Consider the following 17,389-nt stretch of genomic DNA (forward strand, 5'->3'; position numbering starts at 1 on the left):
TATATTTAATTCTTTATTAAAAAACTAATGAAAAATTTTATACCTAAAATTGAAACAAAGGTAAAGCAAAATGTCTATCTAGATGGTTCTAAAAGTATCTCAAATAGATCTTTAATTATTGCGGCTATGGCAAATGGAGAAACTAGATTTGAGAATTTACCAAACAGTGCAGATGTTTTGGCGTGTGTTGCAGCTTTAAAAGAGCTAGGTTGTGATATTAAACATAATCAAGATAGTAAAACTTTAAGTATTAGTGGTTGTAACGGAGAGTTTCAAAATAAAAAAGCAAAGATATTTTGTAATGAGTCTGGTACGTTGACGAGATTTATAATTCCTATGTGTGTTGTACAAGGATCTGCTTATTACTATGTTTATGCTAAACAAAGAATGATGGAAAGACCTTTAGCAGATCAATTAAAGCCGCTGGAGAATTTAGGAATGAAGGCTCAGTATCATGAAAAAGTTCATGCAATGCCTATGACTATTAATGCAGATTCTTTGGCAGGTGGAAATATTGAGGTTGATGGTAAAAAAAGTTCGCAGTTCGCATCAGGTCTGCTTATGGCAGCACCATTTATGCAACAGGGTTTAGTTTTAAACTCAATTACAGACCATAAGCAACCATATTTAGATATGACAGCAAAAGTTATGGCAGAGTTTGGTGTTGATGTAGATATTGAAAATAATATTTATAAAGCTAAGAAATCTAAGTATACATCACCAGGAAGATATGTGGTTGAGCCAGATGTGTCAACGGCTTCATACTTTTGGGCATTTGCTGCCATTACAGGATCTACGATAAAAGTAATGAATGTAACTAAAGAATCTAAGCAAGGGGATATCAAGTTTTTAGATGTGCTTGAGATGATTGGCTGTGACGTTAAGTATTATGATGATGGTGTGGAAGTTACAGGGGCTCAGAAATTAAAAGGGATAAATGTTAATATGCGTAATTTCTCAGATACATTTATGACTTTAGCTGCAATAGCTTGCTTTGCAGATTCAGATACTTATATTTCAGGGCTTAGCCACACTCGCGGTCAAGAGTCTGATAGGGTATATGCTATGGCAGAAGGACTTACGAAACTTGGTATGCATGTTGAAACAACTCAAGATAGCATTTTAATATCACCATCTAGAAGCAAGTTTCAGTCAGCAGAAGTTGATAGTTTTAATGATCATAGAATTGCTATGTCATTAGCTCTTTTAGGGTTAAGAAATGATGGTGTTGTTATAAGTAATGCAGAAGCTGTTAGTAAGACTTGTCCAGATTATTTTGATAGAATGAGAACTTTAGTGGGTCAATAAACTTATGAATGTGAAAGAGCGAATTATAACGGGATATCTTGCAAAAAGATGGTATAAGAAGGCTCTTATTATCACAAATAAGGATCATGATTATCTTGATAGAATAAATGTTTTAAAAAAAGTTGTTTGTTCAGGGTATTTAAAATCAGAGCATCAGAAAGGTTGTGTTTTTGATGTAGAGGCATGGCCATTTGAGCATAAGTTTTTTGATTTAATAATTTTAGATCAAAGCTTTTTATCTTGTTCAAAACAGATGAGATCTTTACTGCAACAATTACACTTTTGTTTAGCTGATGATGGTGAAGTTATAGTTTCATGTACAGGAGATATTAGACTATATAAACTACTATCAAAGTTTTTAGCAAATGGGTTTGTTAGTAAGAAAATTCAATTAATAAATCCAACAGGAAATATCTTTATTGATCTATTTAAACGTATAGTAAGTAAAAATTTCGTTGTGATTTTTAAAAAAGATAATTATTTTATAGTTGACGGTCTCAAAGTATCTGATTTAGTAACTGAATCGAAAAAGAAACGAGTATACAGTGGTAACTGCGTGAAGGAGATATATGGGGATATTCACAAGAAAAAATAATGTTATAGCTTATACTGATGGAGCTTGTAAAGGTAATCCTGGTATAGGTGGTTGGGGAGCTATACTTAGTTATAATGGTGTAGAAAAAGAAATATATGGTGCTGAAAAAGAAACTACTAATAATAGAATGGAGCTTTTGGCTGCTATTAGAACACTAGAGACCCTAAAAAGAAAATGTGATATTACTATTTTTACTGATTCTAAATATTTACAAAATGGGATTAACCAATGGTTAGCAAATTGGAAAGCTAATGGTTGGAAGACAGCAGCTAAAAAAGAAGTAAAAAATAAAGACTTATGGCAAGAGCTTGATAGTTTAAGTCAGATTCATAATATTACATGGAGTTGGGTTAAAGGTCATAGTGGAAATCAAGGTAATGAAAAAGCAGATGAACTTGCAAATAAGGCTATAGCAGAACTAATGGAGAAGGGTAAAAATGGAAAACTTTAGCCATAAGAAGATTCTAGTTTTATATACTGGTGGTACTATTGGTATGATTAGTACAGAGCAAGGGTACGATGTTGAACCAGGATATTTGACAAAAACGGTTGAAGGTATTCGTGATTTTTATGAGTACAATATGCCTGAGTTTAAAATCAAGGAGTATACAAACTTAATAGATTCATCAAATATTAACCCTAAAAGGTGGGTATCTCTAGCTTTGGATGTAATAAAAAACTATGAAGATTATGATGGTTTTGTAATTTTACATGGTACAGATACATTATCTTATACAGCGTCAGTACTATCTTTTATGCTTGGTGAAATTCAGAAACCTGTAATTGTAACAGGTTCACAAATTCCTATCTCAAAGATAAGATCTGATGCAATATCAAATATTTTAAATAGCTTAATATTCGCATGTAGTGATGACATAAAAGAGGTTTGTGTATATTTTAGTCAAAGGCTTATGCGTGGTAATCGAACTACTAAAATATCAGCTACAGATTTTGAAGCTTTTGATTCTCCGAATTATCCTACTCTAGCAAAAGTAGGGATTGATATTGATATTAAAAAAAGAAGACTATGGCAGAGATCTGATAATTATGAGCTACCGACATTAGAAACTTTTGGGGTACCTAAAATAGCAATTTTAAGTGTTTTTCCAGGTATGGATAATGATATATTAGAGGCTGTACTTGAACCACCACTACAAGGTTTGATTTTAAAAACTTATGGCTCAGGTAATATGATGGATGATCCTAATATTCATAAGACGTTAGCAAAAGCTGATAAAAGAGGCGTAGTGATAGTTAACTGTACTCAATGTATGTATGGTAGTGTAAAAATGCATACTTATAAAACAGCTCGAGGATTAGTCGATGCGGGTGTTGTATCAGGTTATGATATGACAGATGAGGCTGCATTAGGGAAGCTTTTTTATTTACTTAGTCAACCAGGTATTTCTCAACAGCAAATTAAAGATGCTTTTAATATTTCTTTACAAGGTGAAGTGACAATCTAATTAGATTAGCTAATAAAAACTTGTTCATTAAAATATTCTAATATAGTATATGAAGTATAATATATGAAAAGATATTCAGATAATCTAAGGAGAAAATATGAGTGATATAGCTGAGTTAATAAAAGGTAATAGAGAGTGGGCGCAAGAGATCGAAAAGACTAATCCAGGTTTTTTTGAAACATTATCAAAGGGACAGTCTCCAGAATATCTTTGGATAGGTTGTTCAGATAGTCGCGTGCCTGCGAACCAGGTTTGTGGTCTAATCCCTGGTGAAGTATTTGTTCATCGCAATATTGCAAATGTAGTTTCTCTTACTGACTTAAATTGTTTATCAGTACTGCAGTTTGCTATTGAGGTTCTAAGGGTTAAGAAAATTATTGTATGTGGGCATTATGCTTGTGGTGGTGTTGAAACAGTTGTTAGAGATAAAAGTTATGGTCTAATTGATAACTGGCTAACTTCTATTCGTGAAATAAAAGAGCAGAATAAGAAATTTGTTGAAGAAACTCTAGCTTACCTAAAAGATAACGAAGAAGAGTATACAAAGAAAAAGGTTGATATGATGTGTGAGCTTAATGCACTTCATCAGGCTTTAAACCTTTGTAAAACTACTGTGGTAAGTGATGCTTGGTCTAAGAAAGGCTTAGAATTTACAGTGCATGCTGCTATCTATGGTGTAGGTGATGGTAAGCTTTATGAGATTGGTGGAGGTGTAGGCTCTAGAGCTGAGATGGACGCTATGTACGCTCAAGCTATCAAAGATATTAAGTCTAGATATTGTCAGTAATTTTATTTTCCAATATTTTACATGATTGATTATAACTTTCATTATAAATTTATACGCTATTCTGAGGAGTATTAGTTTAAAAAATAAAAATCTTTGATGTCTATTTAGCCTTCTTAGCAATTTCATGAGACTCATGGGGAGCTATAAACTGAAGCTCACCAGCTTCTTCAAAAATTCCTATTTCATCTCTTCTATTTGGGGGGTATATTCTATCAAGGTTGATATGTTTCTTGATTTCTCTGGCTTCCATACCAAACTTTTTAACTTTTCTCTCCCATCCTTCTGTATATAGTCCACCATAATCACCTAAATCAACACATGTCACATAGTTTGGCTGATAGTACTCTTGCATTTCTGGGATTCCTAGTAAATGATGTACTGCATTATGTCCAGCAAGTCTACCTTGAGGTCTACCTTGTTGACATGACATCACAGCATAGTGTTCATCATCAACTTTTACATTTGCAGCATCACCAGCTATAAAGATATTCTCATTTGGTGTTTGTAAGTATTGATTAACTTTTATTCTACCAGCTGGATCTTTATCGTAAGGTAATAGTTTATTCAGATCAGTTGCTTTCATGCCTAATGCAGAAACAATAAAGTTAAATTCAAGAGCCTCATCATTTATTGTCACCGATCCTTTATCAGCTTCAATTTGAGTAGCTTCTGTAATAGATGCATGATTTAAGCACTTAACATTAGCTAGATTAAACGCATCTACAAGATATTTTTGAGGGTCCTTACCTAGTGAGCAAGTAACATCTCCACGATCAACTATTGAAACTTCAAGGTCAAAAGTAGACTCTAGCCCTAGTTCAAAAGTGAGTTTTTTTAGTGTTACTGGAAGTTCACAAGCAAGTTCAATTCCTGTGATTCCACCGCCAAGAACGGCTACTTTAATTTTATTATTTTGAGATTTAGTAGCCTCAGCTTTAAGTAAGAAGTCTGTTAAAGCATTTCTAAAGTGTAGAGCTGCATTATAAGTGTCTATATTATAAACAGTTTCTATGCCTTTGATTCTTGGCTGAGCTAGTTCACTACCAGCGCAGAGTATTAGGCTATCAAAGTGAAATTCTTTTTGTTGTTTTTGTGAGTCATTTATTGTGATAGATTGCTTTTGACTATCAATATTACTAACTTCAGCTTCAATAAAGCGTACTTTTATCGGAGTTAAAAAGTTCTTAACTCTTATAGTGGCTTCCTCAAGTTCTTTAATATACATTCTTGGCCGTATTGTCATATATGAATTACGACTTATTACAATAATGTCAATTTCTGCTTTTTTATTAAGTCTACTTCTTAGCTTAGCTGCTGATAGTGCTGCTGATATGCCGGCATGGCCAGCCCCAATAATAACTAAAGTTTTTTTTTGAGAGCTCATGATTATTCTCCTGGACTAATTATGGAATAAAATTAAATAGATAATATGTATTTTAATTACCTATTATTAATTTTACTCAAAAATCTATATAAAATATAGGATATTAAAGCAGCAATTATATTTATGAAGAATATAGCTTCAAGTGCGTTGTTATATGTAGAGCCACTAAATAATGTCAGAGAGTCTAATATTGTATAAATAGTAAAAAATATTAAACATGCAGCTTTAAATTGAGGGTTCTTAAATAGTGCTAAAATAGAGAATATAAATAAGCATAATTGAAAAATTCCTATTTGAAAAACAGCTGGAGTGAAAATCCATCCTTGAAATTTACTCATGCTGTCTCCATATACTAAATAAGCATAACTATTTATAAGAGTCATCAGACTTATATTGCTTGCAATAAAGTAGTTTGCATAGACGCTAGGGTAGTGTTTGTTGTAAATAATACTTGAATGCAAAAAAGCTATTATAAATGGTGTTATGAGTAGACAAATACTTATAATAATGGTTACCATAGTCATAGTGGTTTTATTAGAGTAGCTAGATTTTACAATAAAAGCGTTGGCTTGTCATATATTTGATAATAAAGATATAGACAATCTGATAGATGAAAGTTAAAATTTGCTATTAGAAAATTGTTAAATAAATAAAAGGAAAACTTAATAATGCAAGTTACTGTAGAGAAGAAAGAAGGGATTCATTGCTCATTACTAATTGAAGTTCCAGCCAATGAAATAGATACTGAAGTTTCAAAAAGAGTAAATAATACTGCTAAAACTATAAAAATGGATGGTTTTAGACCTGGTAAAGTACCTGCTGGTATGGTTAAGAAGAAGTATGGTGAGCAAATCCGTATGGAAGTTATCTCTGATCTTATTCCTCAGAAATATTCAAAAGCTATTCAGGATGAGAAATTAGCTGTTGCTGGTATCGAAGTTGATCTTAAAGAAAATCAAGAAGGTCAGCCTCTTAAATTTGTAGCAAATCTTGAGCTTTTCCCAGAGTTTGAAGTTAATGGATTTGAAAAAATTGAAGTTCAAAAACCAGTAGTTGATCTTGGTGATGATGAAGTTAAACAAATGATCGAAAACTTAAGAAAACAGTTAGCAACTTTTAAAGAGGTAGAAAGAGCTGTTGAGAAAGATGATAAAGTAGTTATCGATTTTGTAGGTAAAAAAGATGGTGAAGTTTTCGAAGGTGGTTCTGCAAATGATCAAGAACTTGTGATTGGTTCTGGTCAAATGATCCCTGGTTTTGAAGATGGCATTGTAGGTATGAACAAAGATGAGCAAAAAACTATTACTGTAACATTCCCTGAAGAGTATCAAAACAAAGATCTTGCTGGTCAAGAAGCTACTTTTGATATTACAGTTAAGAAGATCCAACAAGCTGAATTACCAGAAGTTGACGAAGAGTTCGTTAAGAAGTTTGGTGTAAAAGGTGGCGTAGATACTTTTGAAGATGAGATTAAAGAAAACATGCAACGTGAACTTAAGTTTATTTTACAAAGAAAAGTAAAAGAGCAAGTTTTCAAAGGCTTAAGAGAAATTTCTGAGTTTGAAACTCCAAAATCTTTAATCAAAAGAGAAATTGATGCTGCGAAGCAAAATTTAGTTCAACAAATGGGTGGTGCGAAAGGCTTCGATGTTAATCAATTGCCTGATAACTTATTTGAAGATAATGCTAAACAAAAAGTTGAGACTAGCTTAGTTCTTGATAGTGTTATGAAATCTCAAAATTTTGAAGCAACAGAAGAAGAAGTTGATAGCTTATTAAATGAAATGGTTCAAGCTTATGAAGAGCCAGAAAAAACTAAAGAGCAAATCAAGAAAAATGAAAAAGAAATCGCTAATCTAAAAGCTTTAGTTATTGAAAACAAGCTAACTGATTGGGTTTTAAATCAAGCTCAGGTTTCAGAAAAAGCAGAAGATTTTTTTGAAATTATAAAAGAAAATATGCAAGCTCAACAAGCTGGATTCTAATCTAGCTTATAAAGAGAGGTTATAAATGATAACTAATAATTTAGTTCCTACAGTTGTTGAGAAAACTGCTAGCGGTGAAAGAGCTTTTGATATTTACTCAAGACTACTAAAAGAGCGTATAGTTTTTTTAAATGGTGAAGTAAATGATCATTCAGCTAATCTAGTGATTGCGCAGCTCTTATTTTTAGAATCTGAAGATCCTGACAAAGATATTTATTTTTATATAAATTCTCCAGGAGGTATGGTTACAGCTGGTATGGGTGTCTATGATACTATGCAGTTTATTAAGCCAGATGTTAATACTATTTGTATTGGTTTAGCTGCTAGTATGGGATCATTATTGTTAGCTGGTGGTACAAAAGGTAAAAGATATAGCTTACCAAGTTCACAGATTATGATTCATCAGCCTTTAGGTGGTTTTAGAGGTCAAGCATCAGATATTGAAATTCATGCTAAAAATATCTTACGTATCAAAGAAAGATTAAATAAGGTATTAGCTCATCATACAGGTCAAGATCTTGAAACTATAGTTAAAGATACTGATAGAGATAACTTTATGATGGCAAATGAAGCAAAAGAATATGGTCTGATAGATCATGTTATTGAATCTCGTGATGCAATAATCAAATAAATAAAGGAAGTCTAGTTTTAAAAATGGCTAAAATTCTATATTGTTCTTTCTGTGGGAAGTCACAACAAGAGGTCAAAAGTATCATCTCTGGTAGAGATGGTAATATTTGTAATGAATGTGTCAGTAAGTGCGCAACTAAAATTAAAAGCACTAACGGTGTTGATACTACATTAGATATCACTTTTGATAAGTTGCCAAAACCTATAGAAATTAAAAACTATCTTGATGATTATATTATTGGTCAAGATAATGCTAAGAAAGTATTGTCTGTAGCTGTTTATAATCATTATAAAAGAATCACATCTGATATCACAGAAGATGATGATACAGAACTTAAAAAGAGTAATGTTTTATTAATTGGCCCAACAGGTTCAGGAAAAACATTATTTGCTCAAACTTTAGCAAAACAGCTAAATGTTCCTTTTGCTATTGCAGATGCAACGACTCTTACAGAAGCAGGCTATGTTGGTGATGATGTTGAAAACATTATTGTTCGATTATTGCAGAATGCTGAATTTGATGTTGCTAAAGCAGAAAAAGGAATCATTTATATCGATGAGATAGATAAGATTGCAAGAAAATCTGAGAGCTCATCTATCACCCGAGATGTATCTGGAGAAGGTGTTCAACAGGCATTATTAAAGCTTATTGAAGGAACTGTATCTTCTGTCCCGCCAAAAGGTGGTAGAAAGCATCCTAATCAAGATATGATTCAGATTGATACCTCAAATATATTATTTATTTGTGGTGGTGCTTTTGCAGGTATAGAAAAGGTTGTTAAACATAGAATGGATAAAGTAAGCATTGGTTTTAATGCTGATGTTATTCGTCAGAAAGATAATCTTGATACTGAAAAGCTAATGCAAAAAGTTGAGAGTGAAGATTTAACTAGGTTTGGTCTTATTCCTGAGCTTATTGGGCGTTTACCAATAGTTACGGTTTTAAATGAACTAAAAGAAGAAGATTTAGTTAAGATACTAAAAGAACCTAAAAATGCTCTTATCAAACAGTATATTAAGTTATTTAAGTTTGATGATGTCGAAATAGAGTTTACAGACGAAGCTCTTATAGAGATAGCTAAAAAAGCAATAGCTAAAAAGACAGGTGCAAGAGGTCTTAGAACTATTCTTGAGAATGTTCTACTTGAGTTGATGTTTCATATACCATCATCTCAAGATGTTGAGAAAATTATTATCAATGATAAAGTTGTATTAGAGCATCAAGATCCTGTATTAGTTAGTAAAAATAAAGAGCAAAAGCAGTTAAAAGATATAGTCTAAAACAATTTACAGGAGTATAGTGAATTTATGTCAGAAATCTTAAATGTTGTTCCTGTTATCCCTCTTAGAGATGTAGTTATATATCCATCAATGACTATCCCACTTAATGTTGGGCGCAAGAAGTCGATAGAAGCAGTTAAACAGGCATCGAATAATTATAATAATTATATTCTATTAGCGACTCAAAAAAATGGAGCTAGCGCTGGCGATGTCGTAGATAATATCTATGATATAGCTACATTAGCTAAAATTGTCCAAATTATGAAGCTTCCTGATGGAAGCTTGAAAGTTATTGTTGAGGGTGTTGCAAAAAGATTAGTGTCGAAATACACACTAGAGAATGATTGTATATATGCAAGTCTGGATAATCTACATATAGATGATAATTATAGTCCTAATCAAATAGATAAAGAGCTAAAAGCTATTTTACTATCTATTTCAGATTCACTTAAAAGGTTTGTTGATATTAGTGGTAAGGTTTCTAAGGAGACTTTGGCTACTTTAATAAATACTGAAGAGCCACATAAGTTTATCTATGAGGTTGCTACAATTCTTAATACAGAAATTGTTAAAAAACAAAAAATTCTTGAAGCATCAGATATAAAGAAAAAAGCTTTATTATTACTTTCATGTCTTTATGAAGAATTAGAAATACTTGAGCTAGAAGCTAAGATTAAAGATAGGGTTAAATCTCAAGTTGATAAAAATCAACGTGAGTATTATCTAAATGAGCAGGTTAAGGCTATTTATAAAGAGCTTGGAGAAGCTGACGAAGAGTCTGAAGTTTCTGCACTTAAAAAGAGAATAGAAAATACTAAGATGTCTGAAGAGGCGAAAGAAAAGTGCTTAAAGGAGCTTAAAAAGCTTAAAGCTATGCCTCCATCTTCTTCAGAATCAGCTGTATCAAGAAATTATATCGAAACTATTCTTTCTTTACCTTGGGGTAAAAGAGCAAAAGTTAAAAAGGATATTAACTTAGCTGAGAAAGTATTAGAAAAAGATCATTATGGTATTAAGAAAGTAAAAGAAAGAATACTTGAGCATTTGGCAGTTCAGATCAAAAGAGACAGCAACACAAAGGCTCCTATTTTATGTCTAGTAGGACCTCCAGGTGTTGGTAAAACATCTATAGGTCATTCTATAGCAAGAGCGACTGGTCGTGAATATGTGCGTATGGCATTAGGCGGAGTTCGTGATGAATCTGAAATTAGAGGTCATCGTCGTACTTATATTGGTTCTATGCCAGGACAAATTATCCAAAAGATAATTAAATCTAAAACAGAGAATCCTCTTTTCTTATTAGATGAGATTGATAAGGTTTCTTCTGATTTTAGAGGTGATCCTTCAGCAGCGTTATTAGAGGTGTTAGATCCAGAGCAAAATAATACTTTTAATGATCATTATCTTGAGATTGATTATGATTTATCAAAAGTAATGTTTGTTGCAACAGCTAATTCTTTAGATATTGACCCTGCGTTAAGAGACAGATTAGAGATTATTAATTTATCTGGTTATACGGAGCTTGAAAAACAAGCTATTGCTAAGCAATATCTTGTACCAAAAGCCTTAGATAATAATGGTTTAACTAAGAAAGAAATCAATTTTACACCAAAAGCTATTTTGGATGTAGTTAGATACTATACTAGAGAAGCTGGAGTGAGAAATTTACAGCAAAAGATAGATGGGATTTGTCGCAAAGCTGTTAAGAATCTACTTAAAGATCCAGATCATGGCAAGATTTCTATAACACAAAAGAATCTTGAAGAATATCTAGGTGTTCATCAGTTTGATTACGGTGTTAAAAATGCTAAGGCAAAAGTAGGTCAAGTTACAGGTCTTGCTTGGACATCTGTAGGTGGTGAGCTTCTTACCATTGAGGCTCTAGCTATGCCTGGTAAAGGTAAGGTTAAATATACAGGTAGTCTAGGTGATGTAATGAAAGAATCTATTGATGCGGCATTTAGTGTGATGCGTTCAATCTCTAAAGATTATAAGCTTGCTGATGATTTTTATGAGAAGAAAGATATTCACATTCATGTTCCAGAAGGTGCAACTCCTAAAGATGGACCAAGTGCTGGTATTGCAATGACTACAGCGTTAGTTTCTGTTTATACAGATAAACCTGTAAGAAATGATATAGCAATGACTGGTGAGGTAACTTTACGAGGTGATGTATTACCAATTGGCGGTTTAAAAGAGAAGCTTTTGGCTGCTTTAAGAGGTGGAATTAAAGAGGTTTTGATACCTAAACAGAATGTTAAGAATTTAGCAGATGTTGATAAAGAAATTACAGAAAAACTCGAAATAACCCCTGTAAATAACATAAAAGAGGTCCTAGAAAAGGTTTTTTAGTATTTTTGTGTTGAAACCATATATTTTTAGTGTTATAAAGTTAATTGGTAATATATCGATTTATAAACAAAAGGAGTTTTAAAGATGAACAAAAGTGAACTAGTAAGTGCTATAGCTAAAGAAGCGGATGTTACTAAAGAAGTTGCTGGGAGTACTTTAGACGCTACTATTGAAGCGATTACTAAAGCTCTTAAGAAAGGCGATAGCGTAACACTTGTAGGATTTGGTACTTTCCAAGTTAAAGAAAGAAGTGCTAGAGAAGGTAGAAATCCTAAGACAGGAGAAACAATCCAAATCGCTGCTTCTAAGGTTCCAAGCTTCAAAGCTGGTAAAGGTCTTAAAGATGCAGTAAAATAAAAAAACTTTTAAAAAATTAGTTTTTTTTAAAGGGCATGCTTAACAGTATGCCTTTTTTTTATCTATAATATTTATAAATTTAAAAAGAGTTATTAATTTAAGGTTGAAAAAATGTTGCAGTCTTTTAATGATAGACTAAAAGGACCATTTACTTGGATCGTAGTTATTTCTATAAGTTTTATATTTGTGATTTCAGGTATGACTTTCTTTTTTACTAATCTAGGAGGAGGAAGTCGTGCTTATGTGGCAAAAGTTGGTGATAATGAGATAAGCTCTCAGCAGTTTCAGCAATATTCCCAAAATGCTAAAACTAAAGAGCAAAAAATCCAAGTTTTATCACAAATGATAAATCAGTATTTAATACTAACAGCTGCACAAAAAAATATCGCAGTATCTAAGTTAGCATTACAGTCAGCTATTTTTAATAATCCAATGTTCTTTGGTAAAGATGGTAAGTTTTCTAGTGATAAGTTAAAGCAGGTTGTTGGATATCTTGGAGGTATGGATAAACTAGAGCAGCTATTATCACAAAATATACTAGCTAGTACGATTCCTCAAACAATAACTCAAACTTCATTTATAACTGATTATGAGAATAAATCATTATCAAGTATTTATTCTGTAGACAAGCAAATAAAATATATTAAGATTCAGTCTAGTTCTTTAAAGTCACAGGTTAAACCAACTAATAAGGAATTAGAAAACTATTATCTTCAGCATAAAGCTGAATATGTTACTCCTGCGAGTAAAAAAATTAGTTATTTCATAATTGCAAAAGACAACTTTATTTCTAAAAATAAAGTTAGTGATGATGCATTGAAGAATTATTTTAATACTCATCAAGATTTATTTACAAAGTTTGATGATAAAACTAAAAAGACTATAGCTAAAATTATTCAAAATAGAAAAGCATTAGAGCAGTTTAATTCTTATTCCCAAAATATTGATAGTATTAAGTTTGGTAAACTAGAAACTAAATTAGGTAAAGCAAAAGTAGCAAATATTAGTAATAATGCTGACTCTTTATTAGATGGAATTAAAAATAGCTTATTCTTTATAAATAATACTAAATACTATAGCTTACCTGTTTCTAGTGGCAAAATTCTTGTATATCAGGTAGATAGTTCAACATCTGCAACACAGCAAAAACTTGATCAAGTCAAAAGCACTATTACAAAAGCATATATAGAACAAAAGTCTCAAGAATTAGCTACGCAAAAGTCACAAAAGCTATTAAGTAATCTTGAGAGTGGTAAAAATGTGAATGAATCATTTAGTAAAGCTACTATATCTAGTGAGTCTAAAGCAAAAAACTTTTCTGAAGGATTTACTAATGATGTTCTCTTTAACAATAATAGTGAGTATCATCTTTATCAGGATAATAATAATGATACCTATATTTATAAAGTCACAAAAGTTGAGCCAGCTAAAACAGATAAGAAAAATGGTATTCCTAGCCAAGTAACTAATACTTATAAGCAAGAAGAGTTAAACTTTTATTTACAAGCTCTTAGAAAAGATATCCCTGTTAAAGTTAATTATAAAAATATCTAAATGAATAAATCAATTTATGCGATAGCTGGACCAACAGCTTCTGGCAAAACATCTCTTTCAATATCTGTTGCTAAAAAGATTAACGCTGAAATAATAAGTGTTGATTCTTCGCTTGTTTATAAAGGAATGGATATCGGTACTGCTAAGCCGACATTAGAAGAGCAAGCAGGTATAAAACATCATCTTATAGATATTATAGAGCCTATGGACAATTTCTCTGTTGCAGACTTTATATCAAGCGTTAATAAGCTTAAAAAAGAAATATGGTCTAGAGGTAAAGAAGTTTTACTAGTTGGTGGGACTATGCTTTACTTTAAAGGGCTAATTGAAGGACTATCAAGTCTGCCAGAGAGTAATCCTGATATAAGGCAAACTCTAGAATTAGAGAAAAAATCTAAAGGGCTACAGTATCTTCATCAGCAGCTAAAAAAAATGGATCTCGAATCCGCACAAAAAATAAATCAAAATGATCAACAAAGGATCTTTCGAGCTTTAGAAGTGATTATGATAAGTGGTCAGAAATACTCTGAGCTTGTTAAAACTTCAAAAGTTGGTGGTTTAGAAGAAAAATTAAAACTTTGTGCTTTAGTTCCAAATGATAGATCAATACTTCATGAAAATATTGAGATTAGGTTTAAGCAGATGTTAGATCATGGTTTTTTAGATGAAGTTCAAGAGCTTAGAAAAAATCCAAAACTGACAAAGAATACTACAGCTATTCGAAGTGTAGGGTATCGCCAAGCTTGGGAGTATTTAGATGGTGATATTAGCTATGATGAGTTTGTTAAAAAAGGAATCGTAGCAACACGCCAACTTGCAAAACGTCAGCTTACTTGGATTCGTAACTGGCAGAGTGAGATTGAAATAATAGATATGGAGCAAGAGAAATTAGAGTTAGCTCTAGCATACTTTGGTTTTTAAAGTTTAAATATATATTTTGGTCTAAAATAAAATTTGCTGATAAGTTTAAATATTGTTAGAATATACCGCGAAGTTTAATTGTTAAACTTGATAAAATAATAACTATAACAAAATAATTAAAAGGAAGTGAAACAATGTCTAGAATATCATCTTTACAAGACCCATTTTTAAATGCTTTAAGAAAAGAGAAAGTAAGCGTATCAGTTTATCTTGTAAATGGAATCAAACTACAAGGTCAAGTAGAAGCTTTTGACCAATTCTGTATCGTACTTAGAAATACTGTAAATCAAATGGTTTATAAGCATGCTATTTCAACTATCGTACCAGCTAAAAGTGTAAGAATGGTTTATAGCTCTTTTAACCCATATCACCAAAATTCAAATGAAGAGCAAGATGAGAATGTTGCAGATGTTCATTCTGATGATCTTGAAGCTCAAGAGAATGAAGGTAATTCTAACGAATAATAGCTCTTATATTTTCAAGTTGACTTATTTAAGTGAACCACTCATTTCTTAGATAAAATTTTCAAATATCTCTTATATTATATGTATCATCTCCTGACGTGGAGATAATTAGCTGATATACTTATTTCAAACATATTTATAGTTAACTTAAATATATTTCGGAAACCGCTTTTGTTATCCTATTACTTTGATTGTAGGATCTATGATTAAGAGTTTTATGTCTCTTTTGGGTTAACTAATTATTTATTAGGAGCAGATTAGACTAAATGGAATTTTTCCAATCTTATGAAGCAGGTAGCAAATGCCTACTTGTAAATATAAATTTTAAATATCATCGTGAACTTAATGCAGATTTAGCTGAGCTTGAAGGCTTAGTTTTAGCTGCTGATAAGGTAGTTTTAGAAAGTCTTGATTTTAATCATCCAGAACCTGATATCAAATACTTCTGTGGTATGGGTAAGATGGAGATGATAAAGAATAAAAGTGATGAAATAAAAGCAGATTTAGTAGTTTTTAATCACCCTTTAAGTCCATCTCAAGAGCGTAACATAGAGAAGTTGCTTGAATGTAAAATTATGGATAGAACCAGATTGATTCTAGAGATATTTTCATTACGGGCTAAAACACACGAAGGTAAGCTTCAAGTTGAGCTTGCTCAGCTAAATTACCAATCAACACGTCTTGTAAAAGGTTGGACTCACTTAGAGAGACAAAAAGGTGGTATCGGTGTAAGAGGTGGTCCAGGTGAGACTCAATTAGAAATAGATAGGCGTTTAATTAGACAGAGAATCAAGCAAATTACGCAAAAACTTGATAAGGTAAAACATCATCGAGATCTAAGTAGATCTTCACGTAAGAAAAATAATATTCCAACTATTTCATTTGTGGGATATACAAATGCTGGTAAATCTACATTATTTAATAAAATTACAGATGCTCAGGTTTTAGCAAAAGATCAACTTTTTGCAACACTTGATCCCACGTTGCGTAAGGTAATAGTACCTAAATTAGGAGAAGTTATATTTTCTGATACAGTGGGCTTTATCAAAAACTTGCCACATGATTTAGTTGAGGCATTTCATGCAACTTTAGAGGAAGCTATAGAGTCTGATCTTTTAGTTCATGTTATTGATTATGCTGATGAAGATTATAAAAGTTATATTGAGCAAGTCGAAACAGTGCTAAAAGAGATTGGCATAGCAGACAAAGAGATGATCTGTGTATATAACAAAATTGATAAGCTGGATGATATCACTCCAAGTTTTACCCAATTAGATGATTCTGAAAGTAGTGTAGTAGCTAGAGTTTATCTATCTGCGCAGACAGGTCAAGGTATAGATGAATTCTATGAAGCATTAGCTACATTTTTTAATAAGTCATGGGTAAATGGCACTTTAGAGTTACCACCTAAATATTCAAAAGTTAGAGCTATGATGTATGAGCTTGGTGTTGTTGATAATGAAGATATTTCTGAGCAAGGTAATTATTTGCTAGATATAAAGATATCTGAAGATGATTTTGAAAAGTTTAGCAGAGATTTTGACCTAGATTTAGGACAGTTCTTTGAAAAAGAAAAAATTAGTTAGATGTTTTATTTTGAGAAAGGGTAATCTATTTTAATTAACTTGGTTGTTGATTCAGCCTTAGCACCATCTTTAAAGTACGCCGTATTATTAGTTTTAATTAATCCAATATTCTTACAATAAGTAGTTTTTGACGAGGTTTTAATTCCATTACTGGATGACGATGACACATTTTCAATTATGCAACTTTTATATATATTACTATTGAGTTTTATAGATTTAATTTTACTATAACTATCTATTTCTTTATATTTGATAATATTGCCTTTTACGGTCTTTATATTTGATTCACTTTTTATAGGTTTATCAAAAACTATTTTTTTAGGTAGGTAAATTCCATCACTATATTTAAAGCTAGAATTTGAAGTATTTTCAATAGAATTAACACCTTTATTTGTTGGTGTTAATTCTGATGAAGAATAGAGGATGTTATTTTTATTATTACTTAATTTTACTTCTTGTATACAGTCTTTTTGATTATCTTTACAGTTAACAATATATTTGACTAGCTTAGAATTAGAGTTAGTATTACCTGATTTAATCTTAATTGTATATGTGTAGCGAGCTCCAATTTTAGAAGGTACATAATCCCAACCTAAATCTTCAGCAAAAGTTAAGTTAAAGCTAAAAACAAGTAATACACTAAATACCAAGGGTTTAGCAAATGCATTATCATATAAAAGAAGTATTCTGGTCAAGTATTTTATCATTCTTAAAATACC

Annotated in this window: 17 protein-coding genes; 14 read left to right on the forward strand and 3 right to left on the reverse strand. The window is 31.6% G+C overall.

Annotated elements, in window-relative coordinates; genetic code table 11:
* Window positions 1-27: 27 nt before the first annotated feature.
* From aroA to F3D62_RS08055, 5 genes are all read left to right on the forward strand, one after another.
* Window positions 28-1,308 (forward strand): 3-phosphoshikimate 1-carboxyvinyltransferase, encoded by a 1,281-nt coding sequence (gene aroA, locus F3D62_RS08035; protein ID WP_150467737.1) that lies wholly within the window; start codon window positions 28-30, stop codon window positions 1,306-1,308.
* 4 nt (window positions 1,309-1,312) lie between these two features.
* Window positions 1,313-1,903: a class I SAM-dependent methyltransferase gene (locus F3D62_RS08040; RefSeq protein ID WP_150467738.1), complete on the forward strand. Its 591-nt coding sequence runs from the start codon at window positions 1,313-1,315 to the stop codon at window positions 1,901-1,903.
* Complete coding sequence (gene rnhA / locus F3D62_RS08045) at window positions 1,878-2,354, forward strand: ribonuclease HI (RefSeq protein WP_150467739.1); 477 nt, start codon at window positions 1,878-1,880, stop codon at window positions 2,352-2,354. The genes F3D62_RS08040 and rnhA overlap by 26 nt, the downstream gene beginning before the upstream one ends.
* Window positions 2,341-3,369 carry an asparaginase gene (ansA, locus tag F3D62_RS08050; RefSeq protein WP_150467740.1) on the forward strand — a complete coding sequence of 343 codons (1,029 nt, stop codon included), beginning with the start codon at window positions 2,341-2,343 and terminating at the stop codon, window positions 3,367-3,369. The genes rnhA and ansA overlap by 14 nt, the downstream gene beginning before the upstream one ends.
* Before the next feature lie 97 nt (window positions 3,370-3,466).
* On the forward strand, window positions 3,467-4,156 hold the full coding sequence (locus F3D62_RS08055; protein ID WP_150467741.1) for a carbonic anhydrase: 690 nt from the start codon (window positions 3,467-3,469) through the stop codon (window positions 4,154-4,156).
* Window positions 4,157-4,256: 100 nt separating this feature from the next.
* Here F3D62_RS08055 and F3D62_RS08060 read toward each other — a convergent pair whose 3' ends face one another.
* Window positions 4,257-5,540 carry an NAD(P)/FAD-dependent oxidoreductase gene (locus F3D62_RS08060; RefSeq protein WP_150467742.1) on the reverse strand — a complete coding sequence of 428 codons (1,284 nt, stop codon included), beginning with the start codon at window positions 5,538-5,540 and terminating at the stop codon, window positions 4,257-4,259.
* 56 nt (window positions 5,541-5,596) lie between these two features.
* Complete coding sequence (locus tag F3D62_RS13145) at window positions 5,597-6,058, reverse strand: DUF6790 family protein (RefSeq protein ID WP_150467756.1); 462 nt, start codon at window positions 6,056-6,058, stop codon at window positions 5,597-5,599.
* Between the two features lie 150 nt (window positions 6,059-6,208).
* Between F3D62_RS13145 and tig the strand changes: the two genes are divergently transcribed.
* The 9 genes from tig to hflX all read left to right on the forward strand — a co-directional run bounded on the left by tig (window position 6,209) and on the right by hflX (window position 16,670).
* On the forward strand, window positions 6,209-7,525 hold the full coding sequence (gene tig, locus F3D62_RS08070) for a trigger factor (RefSeq protein WP_150467743.1): 1,317 nt from the start codon (window positions 6,209-6,211) through the stop codon (window positions 7,523-7,525).
* A 25-nt stretch (window positions 7,526-7,550) separates the two neighbouring features.
* Window positions 7,551-8,156, forward strand: coding sequence for an ATP-dependent Clp endopeptidase proteolytic subunit ClpP (gene clpP, locus F3D62_RS08075; protein WP_150467744.1), 606 nt, complete (start codon window positions 7,551-7,553; stop codon window positions 8,154-8,156).
* Between the two features lie 23 nt (window positions 8,157-8,179).
* On the forward strand, window positions 8,180-9,436 hold the full coding sequence (clpX, locus tag F3D62_RS08080; RefSeq protein WP_150467745.1) for an ATP-dependent Clp protease ATP-binding subunit ClpX: 1,257 nt from the start codon (window positions 8,180-8,182) through the stop codon (window positions 9,434-9,436).
* A 27-nt stretch (window positions 9,437-9,463) separates the two neighbouring features.
* Window positions 9,464-11,788, forward strand: coding sequence for an endopeptidase La (lon, locus tag F3D62_RS08085; protein WP_150467746.1), 2,325 nt, complete (start codon window positions 9,464-9,466; stop codon window positions 11,786-11,788).
* Window positions 11,789-11,872: 84 nt separating this feature from the next.
* Entirely contained in the window at window positions 11,873-12,145 is a 273-nt protein-coding gene (locus F3D62_RS08090) for an HU family DNA-binding protein (protein WP_150467747.1), read from the forward strand.
* 111 nt (window positions 12,146-12,256) lie between these two features.
* A complete protein-coding gene (locus F3D62_RS08095) occupies window positions 12,257-13,699 on the forward strand; it encodes a SurA N-terminal domain-containing protein (protein WP_150467748.1) in 1,443 nt (480 codons plus the stop codon).
* Window positions 13,700-14,620: a tRNA (adenosine(37)-N6)-dimethylallyltransferase MiaA gene (gene miaA / locus F3D62_RS08100; RefSeq protein WP_150467749.1), complete on the forward strand. Its 921-nt coding sequence runs from the start codon at window positions 13,700-13,702 to the stop codon at window positions 14,618-14,620.
* Window positions 14,621-14,754: 134 nt separating this feature from the next.
* Entirely contained in the window at window positions 14,755-15,084 is a 330-nt protein-coding gene (gene hfq / locus F3D62_RS08105; RefSeq protein ID WP_150467750.1) for an RNA chaperone Hfq, read from the forward strand.
* 266 nt (window positions 15,085-15,350) lie between these two features.
* The gene (gene hflX / locus F3D62_RS08110; RefSeq protein WP_150467751.1) at window positions 15,351-16,670 is read left to right on the forward strand and encodes a ribosome rescue GTPase HflX; all 1,320 of its coding nucleotides are present in this window, start codon (window positions 15,351-15,353) and stop codon (window positions 16,668-16,670) included.
* 5 nt (window positions 16,671-16,675) lie between these two features.
* On the opposite strand, the gene F3D62_RS08115 is transcribed toward hflX, so the two are convergent.
* On the reverse strand, window positions 16,676-17,389 hold a 714-nt coding region (locus tag F3D62_RS08115; RefSeq protein ID WP_224732660.1), incomplete at its 5' end, for a hypothetical protein.

It is taken from the genome of Francisella sp. SYW-9 (assembly GCF_008711465.1).
Classification (GTDB): domain Bacteria; phylum Pseudomonadota; class Gammaproteobacteria; order Francisellales; family Francisellaceae; genus Francisella.